The organism is Ruegeria sp. AL3 (genome assembly GCF_056536065.1).
On the sequence record NZ_JBQFJG010000001.1, the window covers coordinates 1016296 to 1041566 of the forward strand.

A 25271-nucleotide genomic window follows, 5' to 3' on the forward strand; every position below is an offset into this window, starting at 1 on the left:
CGGAAACACCAGTGCATCGGTCAACAAATCTGCGGCACAAACTGCCGCAGATCTGAAAAACACCGCTATTCGTAGACGCGCTGATCCTCGATCACCACCCCGTCCTTGGGAAGGGATCCGGGGGCCACGACCTCGATCGCACCTTTCAGTTTCAACACTTCGGCCACTGACTTGGCATATGCCGGGTCGTCACCGCGCGGACTTTCGATCCGGACCGTCATCGTGTCCATCTCACCCTGGCGGGCTGCAATAACGCGGGCTTTGACAATTTCCTCATGCTTGTCGACCAGGGCCGCAACCTGTTCCGGGCGTACAAACATACCCTTGATCTTGGTGGTCTGATCGGCGCGACCCATCCAGCCTTTGATCCGGGTGTTGGTCCGGCCACAGGGCGAAACACCCGGCATGACGGCAGAAAGATCCCCGGTCGCAAAGCGGATCAGAGGGTAATCCGGGTTGAGAGAGGTCACGACAACTTCGCCCACCTCGCCCGGCTCTACCGGGGTTCCGGTTCCGGGCGTCACGATTTCGACGATCACATGTTCGTCGATGATCATCCCTTCCATCGCGGCGCTTTCATAGGCGATATTACCCAAATCCGCCGTCGCATAGCATTGCAGGCACGAAATACCGCGATCCGCATATTCCTGACGCAAAGACGGGAACAGCGCGCCACCACCAACAGCGGCCTTGGAGAAATTCAGCGAAACGCCCATCTCGTCGGCCTTGTCCAGGATGACTTTCAGATAATCAGGCGTGCCCGCATAGGCGGTGCAGCCAACGTCACGCGCGGCTGTCACCTGCAATTCGGTCTGCCCGGTTCCCGCCGGCAGAACGGCAGCACCAACAGCGCGGGCGCCGTTTTCAAAGATCATGCCAGCCGGTGTCAGGTGATAGCCAAAGCAGTTCTGAACAATATCGCCAGCTGCAACACCAGCGGCATGCAGGAACCGGCCCATGCGCCACCAGTCGTGATCGGTGCTGCCCGGTTCATAGATCGGCCCGGGGGACTGGAACACGTGATGAAAGTGGCGCGCGGGCTTCACGGTGAACCCACCAAAAGGGGGGCGTTCCGCCTGCGCCCGGATCAGGTCCGATTTGCGCAGCACCGGCAACATCGGCAAATCATCTGCCGAGACCACCTTGTTAGTGTCTGATTCAGAAAAATGTGCAGCAAACCCGGGGGCAGATGCAGCACGTTTGATTTGCTCTACCAGCGCCGCGGCCTGATCCGAAGCGCGTTCGTCCGCCGAGCGTGTTTCGAGTGCGTCGAAATACATCATCGCCATATCCTCCATCCGCTCACAGCCACCTCTTGCGGCGACGATAGGACCGCACATCGCGAAAACTTTTGCGGCCTTCATCCGACATGCCAAGGTAGAATTCCTTGACATCCGGGTTCTCGCGCAGTTCGGCGGCCGGGCCATCCATCACTACGCGCCCGGATTCCAGAATGTATCCGTAATGCGCGAACCGAAGGGCAACATTTGTGTTCTGCTCGGCCAACAGGAAGGAAACGCCCTCTTTCTCGTTGAGATCCTTCACGATGCCGAAAATCTCTTCGACCAACTGCGGCGCAAGTCCCATCGAAGGTTCGTCCAGCAGGATCGTCTCGGGGCGCGACATCAAAGCCCGGCCCATGGCAACCATCTGCTGTTCACCACCCGACGTATAGCCTGCCTGCGAGCGGCGGCGCTCTTTCAGGCGGGGGAAATAATTGTAGACCAGCTCCAGATCCTGCTGGATCGCTGCGCTGCCGTCCTTGCGGGTATACGCGCCCGTTAGCAGGTTTTCTTCAACCGTTAGGTGTTCGAAACAGTGACGGCCTTCCATCACCTGAATCACGCCTTTTTCAACCAATACGGCGGGGTCGCTTTCGTGTACGTTCTGGCCACGATACTTGATCGTGCCTTTCGTGACTTCGCCGCGTTCTGAATGCAGCAGGTTCGACACTGCCTTGAGCGTGGTCGTCTTGCCCGCGCCATTGCCCCCCAGCAAGGCCGTAATACCGCCCTTGGGCACAGTCAGGCTTACGCCCTTCAGCACGAGGATCACGTGGTTGTAGATCACCTCGATATTGTTGACCTCAAGCAGGTTTTCCGCCTGCACGTCAGTGGTTTGTGCCGCATCAAGCATCAGCGCGTGTCCTCATGCCTGTCCCCTTCGGGACTGTTCGTGAGGAGCGGCGGCAAACCGCCGCTCCGGAGTTTTGAGAGCCGGCCTCAGCCGGGAAGAAACCGACTTTATTCGCAGCGCGGTTCGATGTTGTTTTCGGCCGCGTACGCTGCCGAGTCTTCCGCGATAAGCTGGCCGATCACTTCCTGATCAGTTGGCATAAAGTCCTGAAGCTTGTTCCAGGTACCGGTCGAGGCATCCCATTGAACAACACCCACCAGACCCGGGCCGCCATGGTTTTCACAAGTCACGCTGAATTCGGGACCAAATCCACTCATGCCCAGAGATTCCATCTTGGCATTGGTGATCTCCAGCGCCTCCATACCGTCGCGCATCATCGCTGGGGTGATATCGGTCACGCCATGGATTTCTTGTGCGGTCTTGATGGCTTCAGCCGCCAACATCGCTGCATAGAGACCACGGTTGTATTGCACCGCGCCCAGTTGATCACCGGCGCCCGCAGCTTTACCCGAATCGACGACGTATTTCTTTAGGTCGTCGTAAACCGGGTAGTCATCGCCCAGACCGGTGAATGTAAGCGCCTTGTACCCGGTTGCTTTATCACCAGCAGGCTCAACGTCGAATTCTGCGCCCGACCACCAGACACCAATGAAGTTTTCCATTGGGAAACGGATGTTCGCAGCTTCCTGAATTGCGACCTGGTTCATCACGCCCCAGCCCCACATGACCACGTAATCCGGCTTTTCACGACGGATTTGCAACCACTGCGACTTCTGCTCCTGACCCGGGTGGTCCACTGGCAGCAGCGTCAGCTCATACCCATGCTTTTCAGCCAGCATTTCCAATGTGCGGATCGGCTCCTTGCCATAGGCAGAGTTGTGATAGACCAGCGCGATTTTTTTACCGTTCAGGTCACCATCATTTTCGCTCAGCAGATAGTTGATCGCGCCCGAAGCTCCGTTCCAATAGTTGGCCGGATAGTTGAACACGTTGCTGAACACCTTCCCGTTTGCAGCCGAAGTGCGGCCATACCCCATCGTGTGCAGCGGAATTCCGTCTGCCGTCACTTTGGGGATCAACTGATAGGTGATACCAGTCGACAAAGGCTGATAAACCAATGCACCTTCGCCTTTGGTCGATTCATAGCATTCCACACCCTTTTCGGTATTATAGCCGGTTTCACATTCAACCACCCGGATCGGTTCTCCTCCGATACCGCCATCCCGCTCATTGAGCAGAGTGAAATAGTCGTTGTAGCCGTCCGAGAACGGGATACCGCCTGCAGCATATGGCCCGGTGCGATAGCTGAGATCAGGGATCACAAGATCCGCCATCGCTGGCCCAGCGGCCATAAGGGCGCTCAGCGCCACGGTTGCCAGTTTCTTGTTCATCGGGTGTATCCTCCCTTGATTGATCCGATGGTGTATTCGGGTTTTCGCACCCGTCTTTTTGATTGGGCCTACCCTTAGTGCGGGAACGGCCAGAGTCTGAGTTTCTCTTTCGCGACGCGCCACAGCTGTGCCAGCCCATGGGGTTCGAGGATCAGGAACATGATGATCAGGGCGCCGACAATCACCAGCTGAAGATGGGCAACGATATCTGTGGGCCAGCCCAGCACATCGACGCCGACCACTTTCAGGACCACCGGCAAAAGCACAAGGAATGCAGCGCCCGCAAAGGATCCGAAAATAGAGCCTAACCCGCCGATAATGACCATGAACAGAACCAGGAACGATTTTTGGATGCCAAAGACCTCACCGACCTCAACCGCGCCCAGATAGACCGCAAAGAACAGTGCGCCCGCGATGCCCACGAAGAACGAGCTTACGGCAAAGGCGGTCAGTTTCGCCTTGAGCGGGTTCACCCCGATGATCTCGGCGGCGATGTCCATATCGCGGATCGCCATCCATGTCCGCCCTGTCGTACCGCGTGTCAGGTTGCGCGCAACGAGGGCGCAGACGGTCAGGAAAATCAGACAGAACAGATAGGTGGCCCAGGCCGATGCATTCGGACCGGTGATGATGATGCCGAAAACATCCCGTTCCGGCGCGTTGATCTGCCCCGAAGCCGAGTAATTGTAGAACCACGGCACTCGGTTGAACAGCCAGACCAGAAAGAACTGCGCCGCCAGCGTCGCCACCGCAAGGTAAAACCCCTTGATCCGCAATGACGGCAAGCCGAACAGCACGCCCACGATGGCGGTGATGCCACCGGCCAGGATCACGTGGATGAACATCGACACGTCTGGAAAGGCGGTCATCAACTTGTAGCAGGCATAGGCCCCAACGGCCATGAAGCCCCCGGTACCCAGGCTGACCTGCCCGCAATACCCCACAAGAATGTTCAGCCCAATGGCCGCGATCGCATAGATCAGGAAGGGCAGCAGAAGTGCGTTGGCCCAATAGTCGTTGATGATGAACGGGATGATCCCGAAGGCCACCGCCAGCACCACATAGTACCGATACCGATCGAACTTGATCGGGAAAGTCTGGCTGTCATCCACGTAGGAGGTTTTGAAATCTCCGGCCTCACGATAGAACATGTCTTACTTTCCCCATTCTTCCTGCGCCCGGTTCCGGGCTTCGGCGTCCAGTTGATTGGAGCCTTTGGCGTATCCGCTCGCCTCCGAGGCGCGCACCAGCTTCAAGTAGGCCAGAACCCCCATGATCAGCCCGGCAAAGGCCAGGATCGCTGCAATCGTCAGTTGGCCTTCGGTCAGATCGTCTGATGTGAGGGCGATGTAGCCAAAAGCCCAGAACCCCGCCCATGCGATCACGTTGATGATGGCGATCAGCTTGGTCATGCCCTATACCCTCTCGATGATCTTCTCTCCGAACAGGCCTTGCGGCCTGAACACTAGGAAGATCAGCGCCAGCACATAGGCAAACCAGTTCTCGGTTGCGCCACCGACCATCGGTCCGATTGCGAATTCGAACAGCTTTTCACCCACGCCGATGATCAGGCCGCCCACGATGGCGCCTGGGATCGAGGTGAACCCGCCCAGCATCAGCACCGGCAACGCCTTGAGCGCGATCAGCGACAGCGAGAACTGGACGCCTGATTTGGTGCCCCACATGATGCCCGCGACCAGAGCGACGAACCCGGCCACCGACCAGACCATGACCCAGATGAAGTTCAGCGATATGCCCACCGATAGCGCCGCCTGATGGTCATCCGCCACTGCGCGCATGGCCCGGCCCTGCTTGGTGTACTGGCTGAACGCCACCAGAGCGGCTACCAACAGCGCCGCGATGACTGTCGCCACGATGTCCAGATTGTCGATGAAGAAGCCGTAGTCGAAGATGTTATAGGTGGTCTCGTCAATCCACAGATTGATGCCCTGCGGCAGACCCACATCCAGCGTCTTGATTTCAGACCCCCACATCAGGTCGGCCACGCCTTCAAGGAAGTACGCCAGACCAATGGTCGCCATAAACAGAATGATCGGTTCCTGCCCCACCAGATGGCGCATGACGAACCGCTGCACGGCCCAGGCCAGCAATACCATCACACCCATCGTCAGAATGATCGCGAACAGCGCGGGCACATTCCACCCGAAATAATGGATATGGGTGCCGAAAGTCGCGTTGATCAGATGGGCAAACGGCACCTGCCCATTCATAATCCCGACCAGCGTCATCGCCGCGAACAGGGCCATAACCCCTTGGGCATAGTTGAAAATACCGGACGCCTTGTAGATCAGCACAAAGCCCAGCGCGACCAGCGCATAAAGCACCCCGGCCATCAGACCGTTGAGGATGACCTCCATCGCGAAGATAAGTTGTTCAGGCATGCCAGCCCCTCCCCAATTCTGCCCAGAGCTTAATCATGGCTGACCCCCAGATAGGCGTCGATGACTTCCTGGTTGTTGCGCACCTCATCGGGTGTGCCGTCGCCGATCTTCTTGCCGTAATCCATCACGACCACCCGGTCGCTCAGATCCATCACAACGCCCATATCGTGCTCGATCAGGGCGATGGTGGTGCCGAATTCGTCATTCACGTCGAGGATAAAGCGGCTCATGTCCTCTTTCTCTTCGACGTTCATGCCCGCCATGGGCTCATCCAGCAGCAGCAGCTTGGGCTCTGCCGCCAGCGCGCGGGCCAGTTCGACGCGTTTCTTCAGACCGTAGGGCAAGCGCGACACCGGCGTCTTGCGGATGTGCTGAATTTCAAGGAAGTCGATGATCTTCTCGACAGCTTCACGGTTTTCTGTCTCTTCCTTCTCGGCCTTGCCCTTCCACAGTGCCTGCTGAAGGATATTGGTCTTCATGTACCCCAGCCGCCCGGTCATAACGTTGTCCAGAACGCTCATCCCTTCGAACAAAGCAATATTCTGGAACGTCCGGGCAATGCCCTGCTGCGCCACCTCAAAGGGCCGCATCGGCGGGCGTTTTGACCCATGAAACCAGACCTCGCCTTCCTGCGGAACATAGAAGCCCGAGATCACGTTCAGCATCGAGGATTTACCGGCGCCATTGGGCCCGATGATCGCACGAATCTCACCCTCGCGGATATCGAACGAGATATCCTTGATCGCCACCACACCACCAAAGCGCAGGGTGATGTTCTTCATTTCCATCACCACACCGCCGATCTTGCGACCGTCTTCGGTGACATATCCTTCGGAATTATCCAGCATCGGTCACTCCCTGACTTGCGCGAAAACGGGACGGCGGGCGGGGCGATGACCGCAGGTCGAGCCGCGCTCGTACGGCCCTCATTCTGCGGCAACCTTGTGTTGGGCGACAGGAACAACCGGCGCATCGACAATTTCCAGCGTCGCCGAAATCGATCCTTTGCGACCATCCTCATAGGTCACCTCGGTCGTGGTCGAAACCGTCTTGGACCCGTCATAAAGCGCGGCAATGATGTCGCTGAATTTGTCCTCGACAAACCCGCGCCGCACCTTGCGGGTCCGGGTCATCTCGCCATCATCGGCATCCAGTTCCTTGTGCAGCACCACAAAGCGGTGCACCTGGCAGCCCGACAGCATCTCGTCAGCGGCGACCGACTTGTTCACCTCTTCCACATGGGCCTTGATCGTCTCTAACACACGCGGATGTCCCGCCAGTTCCTGATACGAGGCATAGGCCACGTTGTTGCGCTCGGCCCAGTTGCCGACCGCGGTCAGATCGATATTGATGAAGGCGACGCAGCGATCCTTGCCATTGCCGAACAGCACCGCCTCCAGAATATCGGGATAGAACTTCAGCTTGTTCTCGACATATTTCGGCGCGAACATCGACCCGTCGGCCATCTTGCCCACGTCCTTGGCGCGGTCGATGATCCGCAGATGACCCGAGCTTTCCTCGATGAACCCTGCGTCGCCCGTGGCCACCCAGCCTTCAGGGTCCTTGGTCGATGCGGTCGAGTCCGGGTTCTTGAAATATTCGACGAAAACGCCGGGCGAGCGGTAGTGTATCTCGCCCTTTTCGTCGATCCTGATCTCGACATCGGGGGCCGGGACGCCAACGGTGTCGGCGCGCACCTCGCCGTCGGGCTGGACGGTGATGAACACGGTCGCCTCGGTTTGGCCGTACAACTGTTTCAGGTTGATGCCTAAAGAGCGATAGAAATCAAAGATCTCCGGCCCGATCGCCTCACCCGCCGTATAGCCCACCCGAAAGCGCCCATATCCCAGCGTGTCTTTGAGCGGCCCGTAAACCAACAGATTGCCCAGCGCATATTTCACCTTGTCACCCAAGCTCACCGGCTTGCCATCCAGCAACCGACCGCCGACCTTCTTGGCATGCGCCATGAAGTAGTGGAACATGCGCTGCTTGAGCTTGCTGGCATCCTCCATTCGGATCATCACATTGGTCAGCTGGCTTTCAAATACGCGCGGCGGCGCGAAGAAATAGGTCGGCCCGATCTCGCGCAGGTCGGTCATCATCGTGTCGGCGCTTTCGGGGCAGTTCACGCAGAACCCGCACCAATAAGCCTGACCGATGGAAAAGATGAAATCCCCGACCCAGGCCATCGGCAGATAGGACAGGATGTCTTCGTTGCGGGTCAGGTGGTCGAATTCGGCTGAGTTCTTTGCACTTTCGATCACGTTGCGGTTCGACAGCACCACGCCCTTGGGCTTGCCCGTGGTACCCGAAGTATAGAGCATCACGCAGGTGTCGTCATAGGTGATCTCGCCGATGCGCCTGTCCAGTTCGGCGTCGAAACGCGCATGACCGGCGCTGCCCTCGGCCTTGATGTCGTCAAGGGCATTCATCTGGCTGTGGTCGTATTTCCGCATACCGCGCTTGTCGGTATAGAGGATGTGTTTGACCTGATGCAGGTTTTCCTGAATCTCGATGACCTTGTCGACCTGCTCCTGATCGCCGCAGACGACATATTTCGCCCCGCAATGCTCCAGCACATAGGCCATCTCTTCGGCAACCGCGTCTTGATAGAGAGGAACCGGAATGGCACCGACCATCTGCGCCGCAACCATTGACCAGTAATGTGCCGGACGGTTGCGCCCGATTACGGCGATGTGGTCACCCTTTTCAACGCCAAGTTCAAGAAATCCAAGCGCCAGCGCGCGGATCTCGGCGGCCGTTTCCGCCCAGGTCCAGCATTGCCAGATCCCGAACTCCTTTTCGCGGTAAGCCGGGGCATCCCCGAACTGCGTCGCATTGCGATGTAGCAGCGCCGGAAGGGAGTGCATCCCCTCGGCGCCCGACTGCGTCTGAGCCAATTCTATCTCTCCTCCCCATCCGGCCCCGGGTCGGGCCGGAACGGCGTCGCCGGGTCAGACCGGAACGCTGCTGCCCCGATTAAGGACAAGGAGGACGATCAGCGTCAACTTTTTCGTGATGTTTTCTCAATTCTTACGAATTGTTACAGCCAATCCCGCAAAATCGGAAGCAGCGGCACATCCGCCGCCGGCATCGGAAAGTTCCGCAGGTCATTCGCGCGCACCCATTTCAGCGCCTGGCCCTCTTTCGACTGCGGAATACCCTCCCATTTGCGGCAGGCGAACAGCGGCATCAGCAGGTGGAAATCATCATAGCTGTGGCTGGCAAAGGTCAGCGGTGCTAGGCACGAGGCCCAGGTGTCGATGCCCAGTTCCTCGTGCAATTCCCGGATCAGGGCGGCCTCGGGGGTTTCGCCGGGCTCGATCTTGCCACCGGGGAATTCCCACAGTCCGGCCATGGATTTGCCTTCGGGACGTTGGGCAAGCAGCACGCGGCCCTCGATGTCGATCAGGGCGACAGCAGAGACTAACACGGTTTTCACGAGCGATAATCCGCGTTGATCTCGATATAGCCGTGGGTCAGATCACAGGTCCAGACGGTGGATTTCCCTTCGCCCAGCCCCAGATCGACCGCAATCACGAGGTCCTGACCTTTCATATAGGCGGCGGCGTCTTCTTCGCGATAATCCGGGCTGACCCAGCCGTTCTCGGCCACAAGAATATCACCGAATGAAATGCTGAGCTTGTCGCGATCCGCTGCCGCGCCCGACTTGCCGATGGCCATGACGATGCGGCCCCAGTTCGGGTCTTCACCGGCGATGGCGGTTTTCACCAGAGGGGAGTTGCCGATGGCCAGACCGTGGGTCTTGGCGTCAGCGTCCGAGGCGGCTCCGGTCACGCGGATTTCCACGAATTTCGTGGCGCCTTCCCCGTCACGCACCACTTGTTGCGCGAGGTCCAGCATCACTGTTTCCAAAGCCCGTGCAAAAGTGGCATCGCCGGTGGCATCAACGCCCGAAGATCCGGTCGCACACAGCAGCAGACTGTCCGAGGTCGAGGTGTCGCTGTCCACAGTGATGCAGTTGAAGGTGCGATCTGTCTGGGCGCTCAGCATTTCCTGCAACGCCGATTGCTCAACCTGTGCGTCGGTGAAGATATAGACCAGCATCGTCGCCATGTCTGGCGCGATCATTCCAGAACCCTTCGCTATCCCTGCAATAGAGACTGTTTTGCCACCGATTTCGACCTGTGCGCTCGCCCCTTTGGGAAACGTGTCCGTCGTCATGATCGCCCGCGCGGCATCTTCGATGGCATGGCGGCTGAGGCCGGATTTCAACGCTTCAAGCTGCGATATGATGCGATCATGTGGCAGCGGTTCACCGATGACACCGGTGGATGACGTAAAGACCCGTTCGACGGGGACGCCGGTCGCTTTGGAAACGGCCTGTGTCACCTCGGCAACCGATGTCTGGCCATAGTGGCCGGTGAACGCGTTCGCATTGCCCGAGTTCACAAGGATCGCCGCAGGTCCATCACTGGGGCCTCCTATTTTCTTCTGACAATCCAGAACCGGTGCCGCGCGGGTGGCCGAGCGGGTGAAGACACCCGCCACCGACGTGCCCGGATCAAGAACAGCCAGCATGACATCCGTGCGACCCTGATAGCGCACACCCGCTTCGACGGTGGCAAAACGCACACCGTCAATCGCAGGCAGTTCAGGGAAAGACGCCGGTGCCAGTGGCGATACCTTCGTGATCGTGGCCACTGGTCTTTACTCCTGAATCAGGTCCAGCTGGCGCATGATCTCGGGGCCTGCGCCTTCCAGCGCGGGGCGTTCGATCTGTGCCTGCTGCGTCAACTCGTCGATCCGCGCCTGAATGGCATCTTGCTGGATCGTTTGGGCCAGCTCATCGCGCACCGCGTCCAGTTCGGGGGCTTCGGTTTTGCGCTTGTCGTTCAGCTTGACCAGATGCCAGCCAAACTGAGTTTGCACCGGATCCGACACCTGCCCTTTTTCCAGCGCGATCACGGCTGCCTCGAATTCAGGTACCATCTGGCCTTTTCCGAACCATCCCAACGCGCCACCATTCGGACCGGACGGACCGGTCGAGTTCTCGCGGGCAAGTTCCGCAAAATCTGCACCATCATCAAGCTGAGTCTTGAGCGCTTTGGCTTCTTCTTCCGATTGCACCAGAATATGGCTGGCGTCGAATTCGTCTTCACCCGCAAAATCATTGAAACGCGCATCGTAAGCGGCCTGAATGGCTTCCTCTGTGACGAGATCGTTGGTCAGAGCCGCGACCGTCTGAACCGCCTGAAGCGACCGCTTTTCATTGTCGAGTGTCAGCGCGTTCCGCATGTTCAGGCCATCCTGTTGCTGTCCCAGCAATTGCTGCTGGATCAGCTGTTCCAGAATGAAATCGAACAGCACGTCGTCTTCCGCCTGCTGATATTGCGGTGGCAGAGAAGCGACGGTGGCGATCACGTGACCCAATGTGATCTCATCCCCGTTTACCCGAGCGACCACGGTCGACGCATCCGGCTGGGTTTCGGCGGCCAGCGGCAGGGCCATCACGGCGGCCAGGGCCAGCGATGGCAGAAAAGTGAGACCTTTGGGCATTGAATCATCCTATTTTCTTGCCGCGACAGGGCGCGGCGTTGACACTCTGGAACCTGCCGCTTACATCGCTTTGAAGCCTTGGACAGGGCCGCCTTTCACCCCCCGTATCTATGGGTTGCGCGCAAGGTGGGCAAGCCTGTCGCAACCACGAAAAGAACAGATCCTCTGGAGTGAACATGCTGGGACTCGGAACGCTCGCCAAAAAGGTGTTCGGAACACCGAACGACCGCAAGATCAAGGCGACCCGCCCTCTGGTCGAAAAGATCAATGCGCTGGAACCAGAGTTTGAAACGCTTTCAGATCAAGGTCTGATCGACAAGACCGAAGACCTGCGCAAGCGCGCACTGGATGGCGAAAGCCTGGACGACCTGCTGCCCGAGGCCTTTGCCAACGTACGCGAGGGCGCCAAGCGCGCACTTGGCCTGCGGGCCTTTGACGTGCAGCTGATGGGCGGCATTTTCCTGCATCAGGGCAACATCTCGGAAATGAAGACGGGCGAAGGCAAGACTCTGGTCGCCACCTTCCCGGCCTATTTGAACGCGCTGACCGGCAAGGGCGTGCATGTTGTCACGGTGAACGAATACCTGGCCAAACGAGACGCGGAATGGATGGGTAAGGTGTTTGCGGCCGTAGGCATGACAACTGGTGTGATCTGGTCCGGCCAGCCCGACGCGGAAAAACTGGCCGCGTATTCCTGTGACATCACGTATGCCACCAACAACGAGCTGGGTTTTGACTATCTGCGCGACAACATGAAGGCGGATCTAGAGCAGGTTTACCAGAAACACCACAACTTTGCGATTGTGGACGAGGTCGACTCGATCCTGATCGATGAAGCGCGGACACCGCTGATCATCTCGGGTCCCGCGCAGGACCGGTCGGATCTGTACACCGCCATTGATGGCCTGATCCCGACGCTGAGCGATGATCATTACACCCTGGATGAAAAATCGCGCAACGTGACCTTTACTGATGAAGGCAACGAATTTCTTGAGGCACAGCTGCTTCAGGCCGGCCTGATTCCCGAAGGCCATTCCCTGTATGATCCGGAAAGCACCACCGTCGTGCATCACGTCAACCAGGCGCTGCGTGCCCACAAGCTGTTCCAGCGCGACAAGGATTACATCGTGCGCGACGGCGATGTCGTTCTGATCGATGAGTTCACCGGCCGCATGATGCCGGGCCGTCGCCTGTCCGAAGGTCTGCATCAGGCGATCGAAGCCAAGGAAAAGGTTCAGATCCAGCCGGAAAACGTCACATTGGCCAGCGTGACATTCCAGAACTATTTCCGCCTGTACGACAAACTGAGCGGCATGACCGGCACCGCGTTGACCGAGGCCGAAGAATTTGCCGAGATCTACGGTCTGGGCGTGGTCGAAGTTCCGACCAACCTGCCGATTGCCCGTATCGACGAAGATGATCAGGTCTATCGTACGGCCGCCGAAAAATACGATGCGATGATCGCCGAGACGAAAAAGGCGCAGGAAAAGGGCCAGCCGGTTCTGCTGGGGACCACGTCGATCGAAAAATCCGAACTGCTCAGCCAGATGCTGACCAAGGAAGGCATCAAGCACAACGTTCTGAACGCCCGCCAGCACGAGCAAGAGGCACAGATCGTTGCCGATGCCGGTCGTCTGGGTGCGGTAACCATCGCCACCAACATGGCCGGTCGCGGCACCGACATTCAGCTTGGCGGCAATGTCGAGATGAAGGTCCTGAAAGCGATTGCCGAGAATCCAGACGCGGATCCGTCCGAGCTGCGGGCCGCCGAAGAAGCACGCCACGCCGAAGAAAAAGAAAAGGTTCTGGCTGCTGGCGGCCTTTACGTTATGGCATCGGAACGCCACGAAAGCCGCCGCATCGACAACCAGCTGCGCGGTCGTTCCGGTCGTCAGGGCGACCCGGGCCGAACGGTATTTTACCTGAGCCTCGAGGATGACCTGATGCGCATCTTCGGCTCGGAACGGCTGGACAAGGTTCTGACCACGCTGGGCATGAAAGAAGGCGAGGCGATCATTCACCCCTGGGTGAACAAGTCGCTGGAACGCGCGCAGTCCAAGGTCGAAGGCCGCAACTTTGACATGCGCAAGAACGTTCTGAAGTTCGACGACGTGATGAATGACCAACGGAAGGTGATCTTCAGCCAGCGCCGCGAAATCATGTCTGCAAACGACCTGTCCGAGATCGTCTCGGATATGCGCGAACAGGTGATTGACGACCTGATTGACGAATACATGCCGCCGAAATCCTATGCTGATCAGTGGGATACTGAGGGTCTGCACGAGGCGATAAAGGACAAGTTGAACATGGACGTCCCGGTTCAGGACTGGGCCGCCGAAGAAGGCGTGGATGACGAGCAGGTGCGCGAACGTCTGATCAAGGCCGCGGATGAGATGATGGCCCAGAAGGCCGTCGCCTTTGGCCCTGAAAACATGCGCAACATCGAAAAACAGGTTCTGCTTCAGACCATTGACAGCAAATGGCGCGAGCATCTGCTGACCCTGGAACACCTGCGCTCGGTCGTTGGGTTCCGCGGTTATGCCCAGCGCGATCCTCTGAACGAATACAAGAACGAAAGCTTCCAGCTGTTCGAAAGCATGCTGGATTCGCTGCGCGAGACCGTGACACAGCAATTGTCGCGCGTACGTCCGCTGACCGAAGAAGAACAGAAAGAAATGCTGGCGCAGATGGCCGGGCAGCAGGCTCAGGCGCAGGAGGCCGTGGACAAGGCCGCGAAACAGGCCGAAGCCAAGGCCGAGGCTGCGGCCTCGGGTGATGCGCTTCCGGGGTTCGACGAAAGCGATCCATCGACCTGGGGCAACCCGTCGCGAAATGATCCGTGCCCGTGTGGCTCGGGCAAGAAGTTCAAACACTGCCATGGCCGACTGACCTAACGTTACCCGCCGAATCCACAATGTGTTCGTCTTGCGGCCACAAATTGGCCGCGATTCGTGGCGAATGTGCGATTTGCTCCTTCAACTGGGGAGGGTGTCTTGTTTGTAGTTCGAAACTACGTGACCATGTGCGGCACGGTCGCTTGTGCTTTGGGCATAGGCTACCTGATGCAGAACGGACCAACCGCGCAGCCTGCGAACGCGGGGGGTAGTGTTGATGTTGCCTCGGCATCTCAGCAATCCTCGGTTCTGTCGGGGTTGGATGCTATCGTACTGACTTCGGCTCCGGCGTCTGACGCAGATTCCGGGGCGGCAGCGCCCGAACCTCGCGCAGTTCCGTCAGCACCGAAAACAACGGATTGCAACATCAGCGCGCGCGCCGTCGCCGTCCCCGGCGCCATGGCACACCTGTCGCTGCGGGCACCCTGCCACCGAAACGAACGCGTTGAAATTCATCACAGCGGCCTGACGGTCAGCCAGAACACCGACGATTCCGGTGCCTTGAACATGTCCATCCCGGCACTGTCGGAATACGCGATTTTCCTGATTTCATTCGAAGATGAAACAGGCACGGTCGCCACCACTCACGTGACCGACATTGCCGAATATGACCGCGTCGTCCTGCAATGGCAGGGTGATACCGAGTTGCAGATTCACGCGCTGGAATTCGGGGCAAGCTATGGCAACAGCGGCCATGTGTGGAATGATTCCTCGGCAAATGGCGCAGGAGAGGTTCTGCGCCTGGGCCAGACGGGTCTGGGTCGTGCCAAGAATATCGAAGTATATTCCTTTCCGACGGGCGCGTCGGATCGGTCCGGCAGCATCGACCTGACGGTCGAAGCCGAAGTGACCGAATCCAACTGCGGGCAAACGCTGAATGTGCAGGCGCTGGAACTTCTGTCAGATAGCCGCCTGCGGTCGCGCGACATGTCCCTGACCCTGCCGGATTGTTCACAGGCCGGTGAGTTTCTGGTGTTGAATAATCTGCTCTCAGACCTGACAATCGCGGCAAAGTAATCCGCAGGCAGGCTCGACTCTCTTATGACTTTCTTTCGTGCGGCTGTGACCGCGCTGTTTACCGTTGCAGGTGCGACCTGTGCAATGGCGCAAGACATCACACTGACGTCTCATGACGGCAAGGTCGAAGTAACAGGCAACCTGCTGGGCTTCGACGGCGAATTTTACCGCGTTGATACGCAGTTCGGTGAGTTGACCGTTGATGGCTCGGGCGTCACCTGCGACGGACCTGCGTGCCCCAGCCTGACGGATTTCGTAGCCGAGTTGCGATTTTCCGGATCGTCTGTCATGGCCGAAACGGTCCTGCCCGCCCTGATCATCGGGTTTGCGCAGCAGGAAGGCTTGACCGCAACGCCTGCCCGCGTGGATTCTGACACCTTCGTCTATGAGCTTTTTCAGTCAGGCCGTGACGCCCCGTTGGCGCGGTTCTACTTTGACGTCGGGACCACGGATCGCGGCTTCGCCAAGTTGATCGGGAATCAGACAGATATCGTGATGGCCCTGCGCGAAGTACGCGAGGCAGAGCGGGATGCAGCCGATGCCGCGGGGCTGGGTGATTTGAAACGGGCCCGGCGATCCAGGGTTGTTGCATTGGACGCCATGGTTCCGGTGGTGGCATCCGATAGTGTGATGCGTCAGATTTCGTTGGCCGACTTGGCCCGCATTCTGTCAGGTGAAGTGAAGAACTGGGTGGACCTGGGCGGGCCGGATGCTCCGATCGCATTGCATGTGCCGGATCCGGGATCGGGGCTGGCGCAGGCTGTCGAGGATCAGGTATTGAAGACCGCTGGCGTGGAACTGACCGATACCGCAATCCGTCATATTCGAACGAGCGATCTGGCCAAGGCCGTGGCAAAGGACCCGTTTTCCATCGGAATCGCCAGCAAAGCGACAGCCGACAATACCCGAGCCCTGCCGTTGACCGGAGGGTGTGGGCATCCGCTGGCCGCCACCCGTCAATCGATCAAGACCGAAGATTATCCGTTGAACATGCCGATGTTTCTGTATCTGCCCGAACGCCGCCTGCCGCGGATTGCACGGCAATTTCTGGCCTTTAGCCTAAGCCCCGGGGCCCAGATGGCCATTCGTGACGCAGGTTATGTGGATCAATCGCCTGAAACCTTGCCGGTTGGCGTACAGGGCGACCGGCTTGCCAATGCCATCGCCACCGGAGGGCCCGAAGTTGGGCTGGATGAGCTTCAGCGCATGATCGAAACCCTGCGCCCGCTGTCACGGCTGTCCCTGTCGGTTCGGTTCGAGCCCGGATCATCCCGTCCGGATGCGCAGTCACGTTCCAATATTCAGCAACTGGCACATATGCTTGACGCCGGCACATTGAAGGCGCGCAAGCTGGTGTTTGCCGGTTTCAGCGACGGGGATGGCGGGGCCGCCGCCAACGCCCGCATTGCCCTGCGACGTGCACAGACGGTACGAAACGCGGTTCTGGCCGCAGCCGAGACATCGATATCAGACAGTATCGAGGTGGTCGCGGAAGGGTTTGGCGAAGCAATGCCGATGGCCTGTGACGACACCGAATGGGGCCGCAAGGTCAACCGCCGGGTTGAAATCTGGGTGCAGTGAAGCTCACAGATACCCTTCGGACCGAAAGCTCAACTCGGTCGATTTTCCAATGATCAGGTGGTCGTGCAGGGTCAGGCCCAAGGCCGCACAGGCATCCTGAATACGGTTGGTCATGTCGATATCCGACTGCGAGGGCGTCGGATCACCCGACGGGTGGTTGTGCACCAGAATCAGGGCCGAGGCATTCAGTTCCAGCGCTCGTTTGGCAACCTCGCGCGGGTAAACCGGCACGTGATCCACGGTGCCTTTGGCCTGTTCCTCATCCGCGATCATTACGTTCTTGCGATCCAGATAGAACACGCGAAACTGTTCGATCTCACGATGCGCCATGGTGGTGTGGCAATAATCCAGTAGCGCATCCCATCCCGAGATCACATGCCGCTGCATCACCCGGGCGCGGGCCATCCTGTGGGCGCAGGCCTCAAGAATTTTCAGGTCGGTAACCACGGTATCGCCAACGCCCTTGATCTGGCGCAGCCGTTCCTCGGGCGCGGTCAGGACACGATTGAAATCACCAAAAGTGTCCATCAATGCCCGTGCCAGTGGCTTCACATCCTGACGGGGAATGGATCGGAACAGGACCAGTTCAAGCAGTTCGTAATCCGGCATCGCCGCCGATCCGCCGGTCCTGAACCGTTCGCGCAGCCGCTTGCGGTGGTCTTTTATGTAGGAGGGTAACCGGCCAGAGGGCAGCGGCTGCGCCGGCGCTTCGTCCGTATCAAACAGCATCGGGGCTTCGGCAAAGGCGTCCTGTGTCATGGGCGCACCCTGACCCAGAATCGGTTTCTGATTGGTTAACGCACCTCACCCGCCATGCGTGCCGTGGCCCGGCGGACAATCATGTGCAGAAGGATCGAGAATACGCCCAGGGTCAGCATCGCGGCAAACATGAGATCGGTCTTGGCACGTCCATTGGCCAGCAGCATCAGATAGCCCAGCCCCTGCGACGAGCCGACCCATTCGCCGATCACCGCTCCGATCGGGGCATAGACCGCCGCCAGCCGCATCCCCGACGCCAGCGACGGCAGAGCGGCCGGAATACGGATATGCCACAATACGGCGCGCTTGCTGGCCTGCATCGTTCGGGCCAGATCCAGATACCCCGACGGGGTGCGCATAAGCCCGTCAAAAAAGGATGAGGTGATCGGGAAATAGATGATCAACACCGCCATGGCGACCTTGGACCACAGCCCATAGCCCAGCCATAGCGTTAGCAACGGCGCCAATGCGAATACCGGCAGAGCCTGCGTGAACACGAGCATCGGCTGCACCAGGACCCGCGCCGCCCGCGAATTCGCCAGTTGCAACGCAGTAACGACACCCAGCAGCGTTCCGCATGCCAGACCGATCACCACTTCGATCGCTGTGATCCAGGTATGCTCGGCGATCACCCAGCGGTTCTGCCACCAGGTTTCGGCCACGACGGCGGGTCCGGGCAGGATGAACTTCGGCAACCCGGTCAGGGTCACGATGCCCTGCCAGATCAGCAAGGCAAACAAAGTTGCGGCCAGTGCAGAAAAATACTTCATGCCACGCCCTCGCGGAGAAGACGCAGCAAGGCACCCTGGGTTTCCAATGTCTCCAAATCATCCACGCGGCGCGGGGCCTGGGCCCGGGGCGGTTCGCACTGCGTCAATCCGTGTTCGGTCATCACCACGATGGATTGCCCCAGTCGCGCGGCCTCTGCGGGATCATGGGTCACAAGAAGGACGGTGCGACCGTGCAATGCTTCGGCGGCCAGATCCTGCATGTCAGCGCGGGTGCGGGCATCAAGGGCCGAAAAGGGCTCGTCCAGCAAAACAACGGGGCGATCTTCCATCAGTGTCCGGGCCAGGGCGACACGCTGACGTTGCCCGCCGGACAACGCATTGGGCTTCTTGTTCATGTGATCCTGCAACCGCATACGCTTGATCAGGCGGTCACGTCGATCAAGATCAACGTTTTCCCCGCGCAGACGCGCACCCAGCGAGACATTCTGCGCGACAGTTGCCCAAGGCAAAAGAAGATCATCCTGCGCCATGTATGCGACACGCTCAGCCACAGGCAAGCCATCACTGGCCGTGATCCGCCCGGCGAAGACAGCCCCGGTCTCGAGCCCCGCAATCAACCTCAGAACCGTGGTTTTTCCCACGCCCGAACCGCCCAGCAGGCATGTCCACGCCCCGGCCCCTAGGGTCAGGGACAATGGCGCAAACAGGGTCGCGCCGTCGATCGTGGCAGTGCCGTTGATGGTCAGTTCGGGCGCAGGTGTCATGGCGTCAAACCCATCTGCCAGAAGTCGACTTCAAGCTCTGTCGCCTTGCGGAAGGTCTGGCACAGTCGATCCCAGCGTGGCGAACCTTGGAAATCAGCCCCAATACGTCTTGTTAGAGCCTGATCCAGCAACTCGCCAACCGCCACACATGCGGCTTGGTAATCTTCGCCGGCATAAGTGTCGATCCAGCCGCGATATGTCTCGGACGTTGCCTCGGCGGACAGGCGCGTACCGATCTCACCATACCCCATGACGCAAGGAACAAGGGCCGCCAGCAGGTCCAGAAGATCTCCGCTGTAGCCTGCTTCCAGGACAAACCGGGTATAGGCCAGATTCTCGTGTCGCTCTGGCGTGGCAAACAACTCTGCCTGCGAGATACCTTCCGCCGCGCAGATACCGATATGCAGTTTCATCTCTTCGCTGATCAAACCGTTCACAGTTCGCGATGCGGCAAGCATTTCTTCATGCGTTTCTGATTTCACCACGGCCAGCGCCCAGGCACGTGAGAAGTGGATCAGAAACACATAATCCTGCCGCAGATAGTGCAGAAACGCCTCGCGTGGCAGCGTTCCGTCTTTCATACCCTCTACGAAGGCGTGGCGGGTGTAATCCCGCCACGGATCCGCCGCAGCATCGCGCATCAGCGCAAAGGCTTTGCCATAATTGCTCATTGCGCGGTCACGTCGATGGTGATGTCACTGACCGGAAGGACGCTGTCGATCATCCCGCTTTCGTTCAGGAAGGTTTCGAACCGGGCATAACGACCGGCATCAAAACCTGCCGGACGCAGCGCAAAGCGCGGCAGTGTATCGACCCAGGCGCGGGCATTCAGCTCGTCCTGAAGTTCAGGCGAGGTCGCCGCGAAGATTTCCCAGCTTTTTTCCGGATTATTGACGATAAATTGGGTCGCTTTTTCAGTCGCGGCGAGGAACCGGGCGATCTTGTCCTTGTCCATCGTTTCCGGATTGGCGACATAGATCAGTTCATCATAAGACGGAACGCCCTCTTCCTCGATATAGAAGCAGGTGCCGGGACGACCTTCGATATCCATCTGGTTCAGTTCGAAGTTGCGATAAGCGCCAATCACCGCGTCCACCTGACCGGTCATCAGCGACGGCGAGAGGGAAAAGTTGACATTGATCAGCTCGACATCGCCCAGCGCAACATCGTATTTGCCCAGAACGGTGCCAAGGATGGCTTCTTCGACCCCCGCGACCGAGAAGCCGATTTTTTTACCCTTGAGGTCAGCAGGCGACTTGATCGGCCCGTCTTCCAGCACCAGAAGACAGTTCAACGGCGTCGCAACCAATGTGCCGACACGCTTCAGAGGCAGGCCCTCGTGAATCTGCAAGTGCAATTGCGGCTGGTAAGACACCGCCAGGTCGGCTTGGCCGGCAGCCACCAAACGGGGCGGGGCGGACGGGTCGGCGGGCGGAACGATCTCGACCTCAAGCCCTTGTTCAGCAAAATAGCCGTTTTCCTGCGCCACGATGATAGGACCATGGTCAGGGTTGATGAACCAGTCCAGCAGGACGGTCATTTTGTCTTCGGCCCATGCCGGCGCGGCGGCCAGAAGGGCGATGGCTGTCATCAGCTTTTTCATATCTCGCGTTTCCCTTTTCTTCACGAGGTTGAGGCCGCGACGAGGACAATCTCGCCCGGCCAATCTGGTTGAATTTGTTCTGCGGCACGCCATGCCCGCAAACCGGTGGCACAGCAAAGAGCCAGCCTTTTTCCGCCATTAGGGTCTATTTCGCGCAAATTATCCGGCGAAATGCGCGTCGCGTTCGAATGGATGGGAACAGGGGCTTCCTGCGAACTGCGCAGCTCGATGATCTGATCCGTGCCCTTCAGCTGGCTTGCGGACAGAAAGCGAAAGCAGTTGCCGGGCTCGGGTGCGTCATCAAAGCGAAACCCGGTGCTGCGCAGGGTTCTTGCGTCATATTGAACCAACTGCCCAAGGGGTGAGGGATCAAGTCCAAGGATCAAGCTGAGCGCCATCTGCGCCTGCATCGCCCCGATCACGCCAACCACGGGGCCCAAAACCCCCGCAGTGGCGCAGCTGGCGCCGCTGTCCGGTGCATCGGGAAATACAGCGCGCAGCGATGGGCCCCCGCCGCAGAAACCGCCCACATAACCCGAAAGCCCCAGCACCGAGGCGCTGATCAAAGGTTTGCCCTGCGCCAGACACGTGTCCGACAGGATGTAGCTGGCTGCGTAGCTGTCGGCACAATCCAGAATGATATCGGCTTGCGACACCGAACCGGGTGCATTTTCACTGGTCAGAGCCTGATTCAGGCCAATGACATCAGTTTCATCATTCAGCGCGCGGCAACGGGCGGCGGCGGTTTCTGCCTTGGGTTGCCCGCAATCGGCCTCGGAGAAAAACGTTTGACGGTGCAGGTTCGACAGATCGACGGTATCCCCGTCCATGACCGTGATCCGCCCCACCCCGGCCCCTGTCAAAAGTGGCAGAACCGGTGCAGCCAGACCGCCAGCGCCGACGACCAGAACACGGGCCGCCGACAAGCGTACCTGCCCCTCTGCCCCGACTTCGGGCAAAAGCGTCTGGCGGGCATATCGACTCATCGTGTGACCTCGATCCACGCGCGCACCCGTTCTTCGGGGTCGGGGTTCAGGGTGATATCCGTGACTGCCGAGACAATGTCCGCCCCGGCCTTCAGCACACCGGCTGCGCGCTCGACACTCATGCCCCCAATACCGACCAAGGGAATATCACCAACCCGCGCCTTCCATTCCGTTACGCGGGGCAGGCCCTGCTCATGCCATTTCATCTTTTTCAGGATGGTGGGGTAGACCGGGCCCAGTGCCACGTAATCGGGATCCATGGCCAGCACACGCTCAAGCTCATCGTCGTCATGGGTGGAAACGCCCAGTTTCAGACCCGCTTTTCGGATGGCTTTCAGGTCGGCGTCGTCCAGATCTTCCTGCCCCAGATGGATCCAGTCGCAGCCCAGATCGATCGCGTGTTGCCAATAGTCATTGATCACCAGAACCGCCCCATGGTCGCGGCACAATTCGCGTGAGACTGCGATCTGGTCGCGCACCACATCGTCTGGCTGATCCTTTATGCGCAGCTGCACCAGCTTGACACCCAGCGGCAACATCCGCCGCAGCCAGTCCGAGTGATCAAAGATCGGATAGAAACGGTCCAGCTTCATGACAGGAAGGCCTTTCCAACAACAGGAGTAGAAGGTTCCGCCATGTCGCGCGGCTCGATCGGGTCGGCCTGATGGGCCAATTGCCCGGCAAGGGTTGCCTGCGCCATCGCCTTGGCCATCAGAACCGGATCTCCGGCACGGGCCACAGCGGTGTTGAGCAGAACCGCGTCAAAGCCCAGCTCCATCGCGCGGGCCGCGTGGCTGGGCAAGCCGATACCGGCATCCACCACCAGGGGAATGTCAGGAAATTCGGCCCGCATCGCACGCAGGGCGTATTCGTTGTTCAGCCCGCGTCCTGACCCGATCGGTGCGCCCCAGGGCATCAGCACCTCGCATCCCGCTTCCAACAGGCGTTCGCCCACGATCAGGTCATCGGTGGTGTAGGGAAACACCTCGAACCCATCCTCGGTCAGAATGCGGGCGGCTTCTACCAGTTGGAAAACGTCCGGTTGCAGACTGTCCGTATGTCCGATGAGTTCCAGCTTGATCCATCGGGTCTCGAACACTTCGCGGGCCATATGGGCGGTCGTCACGGCCTCTTTCACCGTATGGCAACCGGCCGTATTGGGCAGGATCAGAACTCCCAATTCGCGGATCATGTTCCAAAAGGTCTGGCCTGCACCCGCTTCACGCCGCAAGGATACAGTGGCAACGCCTGCACCGCTTTCGCGAAACGCCTGTTCCAGAATGGCCGGGCTTGGATATTGCGCCGTGCCCAGCATCAGTGAGTTGGGCAGTTCAGTGCCGTAAAACGTTTTCATCTTCAGCCCCCCTGCATCGGTGCGACGACCTCGACCCGGTCACCTTCGGCCAGCTTGTGAGCGACGCGCAGGCTTGAGGGTACGAATTCTTCGTTCACGGCGGTGGCCACACGGCCCGAGAAACCGCATTCGTCCAACAATTCCGACAGGGTTTCGGCGCGCACCTCGCGCGTCTCGCCGTTAAGCACGATCTTCATCTACCATCTCCGAATGTGTGTTGTTCAGCGCCAGATCCGCAACACCCCGCGCCAGCGCCGGTGCCAACAGATATCCGTGGCGATAAAGCCCGTTGGCATAGATCGTGCGGCCCAAACGCCGGATGCGCGGTAAGTTGTCGGGAAAGGCGGGGCGCAGATCGACGCCTATCTCCAACACTTCGGCTTCACCAAAAGCCGGGTTCACGGCATAGGCCGCGCTGAGCAATTCCAGCATCGAACGGGCGGTAATGCGGCTGCTATCCTCGGATTCGATCATGGTCGCACCCAACATGTAGACGCCGCCGCCGCGCGGAACGATATAAAGCGGCATCCGCGGGTGCAGCAAACGAACCGGGCGCGTCAGCTCCACGTCAGGGCATCGTATGACCAGCATCTCACCCTTCACGCCGCGCAGATCATGTAGGTATTCGCGGGCGTGAAGGCCACGGCAGTCAATTGCATTCTCCAACTGGGCGGGCGCCAGCTTCCGGTGGAACACGACGCCCTGGCTTTGCAGTTGACGATACAGATCTTGCAGCGCCTGACGCGGATCAACATGGGCTTCGCGTTCGAAGAACAGGCCTTGGCCAAACCCCGTCAGATCAGGCTCTAATTCAGATATTTCTGCCCGTTCGACCTTGGTGAACTCTTTTGTTCGACGCGCAAATCGGCGCAGGTCCGGCACATCACGGGCACTTGCGACAACAAGCGTTCCCCGCCGGGTCACTTTGGTGCGTTGGGCCCACCATTCCATCGCGGACTGCCCCAGACGCAACACCGATTCTTCCGCGTTTTCATATTCGCACCAAGGTGCCAGCATTCCTCCGGCCCACCATGAACACCCATGCGGGCCCGGTGGCCCGCCGGGGTCGAATATCTGCACTCTTGCACCGCGCGACACCAGTTCGCTGGCAACGGCAAGACCGGCAACCCCTGCCCCTATGACAGACCAAAGCGTCACGAGGGCCAAACCCGGTGGAAATGATGCACCGGCCCGTGCCCAGCGCCGACATTCAACTCATCCGCGCGCGCGATGGCCCCTTGCAGATAGTCATGCGCCTGCGCAACCGCGTCCTTCAGGGTCAGCCCCCTGGCCAAACCGGCGGTGATGGATGACGACAGGGTGCATCCTGTTCCATGGGTGTTTTTCGTATCCTGACGTGGGGCCTGAAACTCGGCCATGACACCCGACGGATCGATCAGCAAATCGTGGCAGATATCACCTGACCCGTGTCCGCCTTTCATCACGACTGCACCCGCACCCAAGGCGCACAATGCCCGGCCCTGTTCAGCCATCAGCTCACGCGTTTCTGCCGCTGGCATGTTCAGCAGGCACGCCGCCTCAGGCAGATTCGGCGTAAGAACAGTCGCCGCTGGCAACAACACATCGCGCAGCGTCCGGACCGCCTCTTGCTCCAACAGAGCGTCGCCGGATTTTGCAATCATAACCGGATCAAGAACCACGGGACCGTCGAACGCCGCCAGGCCCCTGGCGACCGTATGAATGATCTCCGGTGTCCCAAGCATGCCGATTTTAACGGCCCTGACGTCAAGATCGTTCAGAACCGCGTCGATTTGGGCGGAAATCACATCCAGCGGAATTCCATGCACAGCGGTGACAGCTTGCGTGTTCTGCGCGGTAACGGCGGTGATGACACTTGCGCCAAAAACACCCAGCGCCGACATTGCCTTAAGGTCAGCCTGAATGCCCGCGCCGCCGCCACTGTCGGATCCTGCTATGGTCAGGGCAATTGCCACCATGTCGTTGCTCCATCTTCTATGGGCAACGGAGTAGAGAAAACGTCTGTGTTCAAGAGACCGTTCCCTACGCCGGAATTGCCCGGATCAGGTTCGATGGGTTAACGCGGTTGCGTCTCTCAGCCCTGTCAAAGGGCACCCCAACGGTTGAAGCGGACAATCTCAGGGTCGAAGGCCG

General features: G+C 59.2%; 25 protein-coding genes and 1 riboswitch. Of the genes, 3 read left to right on the forward strand and 22 right to left on the reverse strand.

All coding sequences use genetic code 11. The annotated features are described in order from the left end of the window. Positions 1-65: 65 nt before the first annotated feature. From ACR3E6_RS05125 to ACR3E6_RS05175, 11 genes are all read right to left on the reverse strand, one after another. Positions 66-1283: a phenylacetate--CoA ligase family protein gene (locus tag ACR3E6_RS05125; protein WP_171635786.1), complete on the reverse strand. Its 1218-nt coding sequence runs from the start codon at positions 1281-1283 to the stop codon at positions 66-68. A 19-nt stretch (positions 1284-1302) separates the two neighbouring features. Next, entirely contained in the window at positions 1303-2136 is an 834-nt protein-coding gene (locus ACR3E6_RS05130) for an ABC transporter ATP-binding protein (protein ID WP_171724042.1), read from the reverse strand. Between the two features lie 107 nt (positions 2137-2243). After that, on the reverse strand, positions 2244-3527 hold the full coding sequence (locus ACR3E6_RS05135; protein ID WP_171635465.1) for an ABC transporter substrate-binding protein: 1284 nt from the start codon (positions 3525-3527) through the stop codon (positions 2244-2246). 74 nt (positions 3528-3601) lie between these two features. Further along, positions 3602-4678 (reverse strand): branched-chain amino acid ABC transporter permease, encoded by a 1077-nt coding sequence (locus ACR3E6_RS05140; protein WP_171635463.1) that lies wholly within the window; start codon positions 4676-4678, stop codon positions 3602-3604. Between the two features lie 3 nt (positions 4679-4681). Then, positions 4682-4939, reverse strand: coding sequence for a hypothetical protein (locus tag ACR3E6_RS05145; RefSeq protein WP_480486140.1), 258 nt, complete (start codon positions 4937-4939; stop codon positions 4682-4684). Positions 4940-4942: 3 nt separating this feature from the next. Continuing rightward, complete coding sequence (locus tag ACR3E6_RS05150; protein ID WP_171635458.1) at positions 4943-5929, reverse strand: branched-chain amino acid ABC transporter permease; 987 nt, start codon at positions 5927-5929, stop codon at positions 4943-4945. 29 nt (positions 5930-5958) lie between these two features. Continuing rightward, positions 5959-6777, reverse strand: coding sequence for an ABC transporter ATP-binding protein (locus ACR3E6_RS05155; RefSeq protein WP_171635456.1), 819 nt, complete (start codon positions 6775-6777; stop codon positions 5959-5961). A gap of 78 nt (positions 6778-6855) precedes the next feature. Next, the gene (locus tag ACR3E6_RS05160) at positions 6856-8799 is read right to left on the reverse strand and encodes an AMP-binding protein (protein ID WP_480488090.1); all 1944 of its coding nucleotides are present in this window, start codon (positions 8797-8799) and stop codon (positions 6856-6858) included. 173 nt (positions 8800-8972) lie between these two features. Next, positions 8973-9371: a (deoxy)nucleoside triphosphate pyrophosphohydrolase gene (locus ACR3E6_RS05165; RefSeq protein ID WP_480486143.1), complete on the reverse strand. Its 399-nt coding sequence runs from the start codon at positions 9369-9371 to the stop codon at positions 8973-8975. Then, entirely contained in the window at positions 9368-10594 is a 1227-nt protein-coding gene (gene argJ / locus ACR3E6_RS05170; protein WP_480486145.1) for a bifunctional glutamate N-acetyltransferase/amino-acid acetyltransferase ArgJ, read from the reverse strand. The genes ACR3E6_RS05165 and argJ overlap by 4 nt, the downstream gene beginning before the upstream one ends. Positions 10595-10600: 6 nt before the next feature. Beyond that, on the reverse strand, positions 10601-11449 hold the full coding sequence (locus ACR3E6_RS05175; RefSeq protein WP_171724038.1) for a peptidylprolyl isomerase: 849 nt from the start codon (positions 11447-11449) through the stop codon (positions 10601-10603). Between the two features lie 176 nt (positions 11450-11625). On the opposite strand from ACR3E6_RS05175, the gene secA reads away from it, so the two are divergent. The 3 genes from secA to ACR3E6_RS05190 all read left to right on the forward strand — a co-directional run bounded on the left by secA (position 11626) and on the right by ACR3E6_RS05190 (position 16941). Then, positions 11626-14343: a preprotein translocase subunit SecA gene (gene secA / locus ACR3E6_RS05180; protein ID WP_210093159.1), complete on the forward strand. Its 2718-nt coding sequence runs from the start codon at positions 11626-11628 to the stop codon at positions 14341-14343. Positions 14344-14442: 99 nt separating this feature from the next. Further along, positions 14443-15360, forward strand: a complete 918-nt coding sequence (locus tag ACR3E6_RS05185; RefSeq protein ID WP_480486147.1) for a hypothetical protein — start codon at positions 14443-14445, stop codon at positions 15358-15360. 24 nt (positions 15361-15384) lie between these two features. Beyond that, positions 15385-16941 (forward strand): phosphate ABC transporter substrate-binding/OmpA family protein, encoded by a 1557-nt coding sequence (locus ACR3E6_RS05190; RefSeq protein WP_210093157.1) that lies wholly within the window; start codon positions 15385-15387, stop codon positions 16939-16941. 3 nt (positions 16942-16944) lie between these two features. On the opposite strand, the gene radC is transcribed toward ACR3E6_RS05190, so the two are convergent. The 11 genes from radC to thiD are packed head-to-tail and all read right to left on the reverse strand — an operon-like array spanning position 16945 to position 25096. Then, positions 16945-17700 (reverse strand): RadC family protein, encoded by a 756-nt coding sequence (gene radC, locus ACR3E6_RS05195; RefSeq protein ID WP_171724034.1) that lies wholly within the window; start codon positions 17698-17700, stop codon positions 16945-16947. 35 nt (positions 17701-17735) lie between these two features. Then, positions 17736-18470 carry an ABC transporter permease gene (locus ACR3E6_RS05200; RefSeq protein WP_152459564.1) on the reverse strand — a complete coding sequence of 245 codons (735 nt, stop codon included), beginning with the start codon at positions 18468-18470 and terminating at the stop codon, positions 17736-17738. Continuing rightward, complete coding sequence (locus ACR3E6_RS05205; RefSeq protein WP_480486150.1) at positions 18467-19195, reverse strand: ABC transporter ATP-binding protein; 729 nt, start codon at positions 19193-19195, stop codon at positions 18467-18469. The genes ACR3E6_RS05200 and ACR3E6_RS05205 overlap by 4 nt, the downstream gene beginning before the upstream one ends. After that, on the reverse strand, positions 19192-19866 hold the full coding sequence (tenA, locus tag ACR3E6_RS05210) for a thiaminase II (protein ID WP_171635437.1): 675 nt from the start codon (positions 19864-19866) through the stop codon (positions 19192-19194). The genes ACR3E6_RS05205 and tenA overlap by 4 nt, the downstream gene beginning before the upstream one ends. Next, entirely contained in the window at positions 19863-20798 is a 936-nt protein-coding gene (locus tag ACR3E6_RS05215) for an ABC transporter substrate-binding protein (protein WP_171635434.1), read from the reverse strand. Before ACR3E6_RS05215 ends, tenA begins: the two co-directional genes overlap by 4 nt. Before the next feature lie 20 nt (positions 20799-20818). After that, the gene (locus ACR3E6_RS05220; RefSeq protein ID WP_209834344.1) at positions 20819-21784 is read right to left on the reverse strand and encodes a HesA/MoeB/ThiF family protein; all 966 of its coding nucleotides are present in this window, start codon (positions 21782-21784) and stop codon (positions 20819-20821) included. Then, positions 21781-22377 (reverse strand): thiamine phosphate synthase, encoded by a 597-nt coding sequence (locus ACR3E6_RS05225; protein WP_480486153.1) that lies wholly within the window; start codon positions 22375-22377, stop codon positions 21781-21783. Before ACR3E6_RS05225 ends, ACR3E6_RS05220 begins: the two co-directional genes overlap by 4 nt. Further along, the gene (locus tag ACR3E6_RS05230) at positions 22374-23138 is read right to left on the reverse strand and encodes a thiazole synthase (RefSeq protein WP_171635428.1); all 765 of its coding nucleotides are present in this window, start codon (positions 23136-23138) and stop codon (positions 22374-22376) included. The genes ACR3E6_RS05225 and ACR3E6_RS05230 overlap by 4 nt, the downstream gene beginning before the upstream one ends. 2 nt (positions 23139-23140) lie before the next feature. Further along, positions 23141-23335 carry a sulfur carrier protein ThiS gene (thiS, locus tag ACR3E6_RS05235; RefSeq protein ID WP_171635425.1) on the reverse strand — a complete coding sequence of 65 codons (195 nt, stop codon included), beginning with the start codon at positions 23333-23335 and terminating at the stop codon, positions 23141-23143. After that, positions 23319-24296, reverse strand: coding sequence for an FAD-dependent oxidoreductase (locus ACR3E6_RS05240; protein ID WP_480486155.1), 978 nt, complete (start codon positions 24294-24296; stop codon positions 23319-23321). The genes thiS and ACR3E6_RS05240 overlap by 17 nt, the downstream gene beginning before the upstream one ends. Further along, complete coding sequence (thiD, locus tag ACR3E6_RS05245; protein ID WP_480486157.1) at positions 24293-25096, reverse strand: bifunctional hydroxymethylpyrimidine kinase/phosphomethylpyrimidine kinase; 804 nt, start codon at positions 25094-25096, stop codon at positions 24293-24295. The genes ACR3E6_RS05240 and thiD overlap by 4 nt, the downstream gene beginning before the upstream one ends. A gap of 44 nt (positions 25097-25140) precedes the next feature. Continuing rightward, positions 25141-25246, reverse strand: a riboswitch (TPP riboswitch). Between the last annotated feature and the right edge of the window lie 25 nt (positions 25247-25271).

What these genes read in the sequence shown, in the direction of transcription:
- ACR3E6_RS05220 (WP_209834344.1), bottom strand. Translation starts at nt 21,784, where the DNA reads ATGAGTCGATATGCCCGCCAGACGCTTTTGCCCGAAGTCGGGGCAGAG.
- ACR3E6_RS05225 (WP_480486153.1), bottom strand. Translation starts at nt 22,377, where the DNA reads ATGAAGCTGGACCGTTTCTATCCGATCTTTGATCACTCGGACTGGCTG.
- ACR3E6_RS05160 (WP_480488090.1), bottom strand. Translation starts at nt 8,799, where the DNA reads ATGCACTCCCTTCCGGCGCTGCTACATCGCAATGCGACGCAGTTCGGG.
- ACR3E6_RS05140 (WP_171635463.1), bottom strand. Translation starts at nt 4,678, where the DNA reads ATGTTCTATCGTGAGGCCGGAGATTTCAAAACCTCCTACGTGGATGAC.
- ACR3E6_RS05155 (WP_171635456.1), bottom strand. Translation starts at nt 6,777, where the DNA reads ATGCTGGATAATTCCGAAGGATATGTCACCGAAGACGGTCGCAAGATC.
- ACR3E6_RS05190 (WP_210093157.1), top strand. Translation starts at nt 15,385, where the DNA reads ATGACTTTCTTTCGTGCGGCTGTGACCGCGCTGTTTACCGTTGCAGGT.
- thiS (WP_171635425.1), bottom strand. Translation starts at nt 23,335, where the DNA reads ATGAAGATCGTGCTTAACGGCGAGACGCGCGAGGTGCGCGCCGAAACC.
- ACR3E6_RS05215 (WP_171635434.1), bottom strand. Translation starts at nt 20,798, where the DNA reads ATGAAAAAGCTGATGACAGCCATCGCCCTTCTGGCCGCCGCGCCGGCA.
- ACR3E6_RS05230 (WP_171635428.1), bottom strand. Translation starts at nt 23,138, where the DNA reads ATGAAAACGTTTTACGGCACTGAACTGCCCAACTCACTGATGCTGGGC.
- secA (WP_210093159.1), top strand. Translation starts at nt 11,626, where the DNA reads ATGCTGGGACTCGGAACGCTCGCCAAAAAGGTGTTCGGAACACCGAAC.
- ACR3E6_RS05135 (WP_171635465.1), bottom strand. Translation starts at nt 3,527, where the DNA reads ATGAACAAGAAACTGGCAACCGTGGCGCTGAGCGCCCTTATGGCCGCT.
- thiD (WP_480486157.1), bottom strand. Translation starts at nt 25,096, where the DNA reads ATGGTGGCAATTGCCCTGACCATAGCAGGATCCGACAGTGGCGGCGGC.
- ACR3E6_RS05200 (WP_152459564.1), bottom strand. Translation starts at nt 18,470, where the DNA reads ATGAAGTATTTTTCTGCACTGGCCGCAACTTTGTTTGCCTTGCTGATC.
- ACR3E6_RS05145 (WP_480486140.1), bottom strand. Translation starts at nt 4,939, where the DNA reads ATGACCAAGCTGATCGCCATCATCAACGTGATCGCATGGGCGGGGTTC.
- ACR3E6_RS05150 (WP_171635458.1), bottom strand. Translation starts at nt 5,929, where the DNA reads ATGCCTGAACAACTTATCTTCGCGATGGAGGTCATCCTCAACGGTCTG.
- ACR3E6_RS05125 (WP_171635786.1), bottom strand. Translation starts at nt 1,283, where the DNA reads ATGATGTATTTCGACGCACTCGAAACACGCTCGGCGGACGAACGCGCT.
- ACR3E6_RS05130 (WP_171724042.1), bottom strand. Translation starts at nt 2,136, where the DNA reads ATGCTTGATGCGGCACAAACCACTGACGTGCAGGCGGAAAACCTGCTT.
- ACR3E6_RS05205 (WP_480486150.1), bottom strand. Translation starts at nt 19,195, where the DNA reads ATGACACCTGCGCCCGAACTGACCATCAACGGCACTGCCACGATCGAC.
- radC (WP_171724034.1), bottom strand. Translation starts at nt 17,700, where the DNA reads ATGACACAGGACGCCTTTGCCGAAGCCCCGATGCTGTTTGATACGGAC.
- tenA (WP_171635437.1), bottom strand. Translation starts at nt 19,866, where the DNA reads ATGAGCAATTATGGCAAAGCCTTTGCGCTGATGCGCGATGCTGCGGCG.
- ACR3E6_RS05175 (WP_171724038.1), bottom strand. Translation starts at nt 11,449, where the DNA reads ATGCCCAAAGGTCTCACTTTTCTGCCATCGCTGGCCCTGGCCGCCGTG.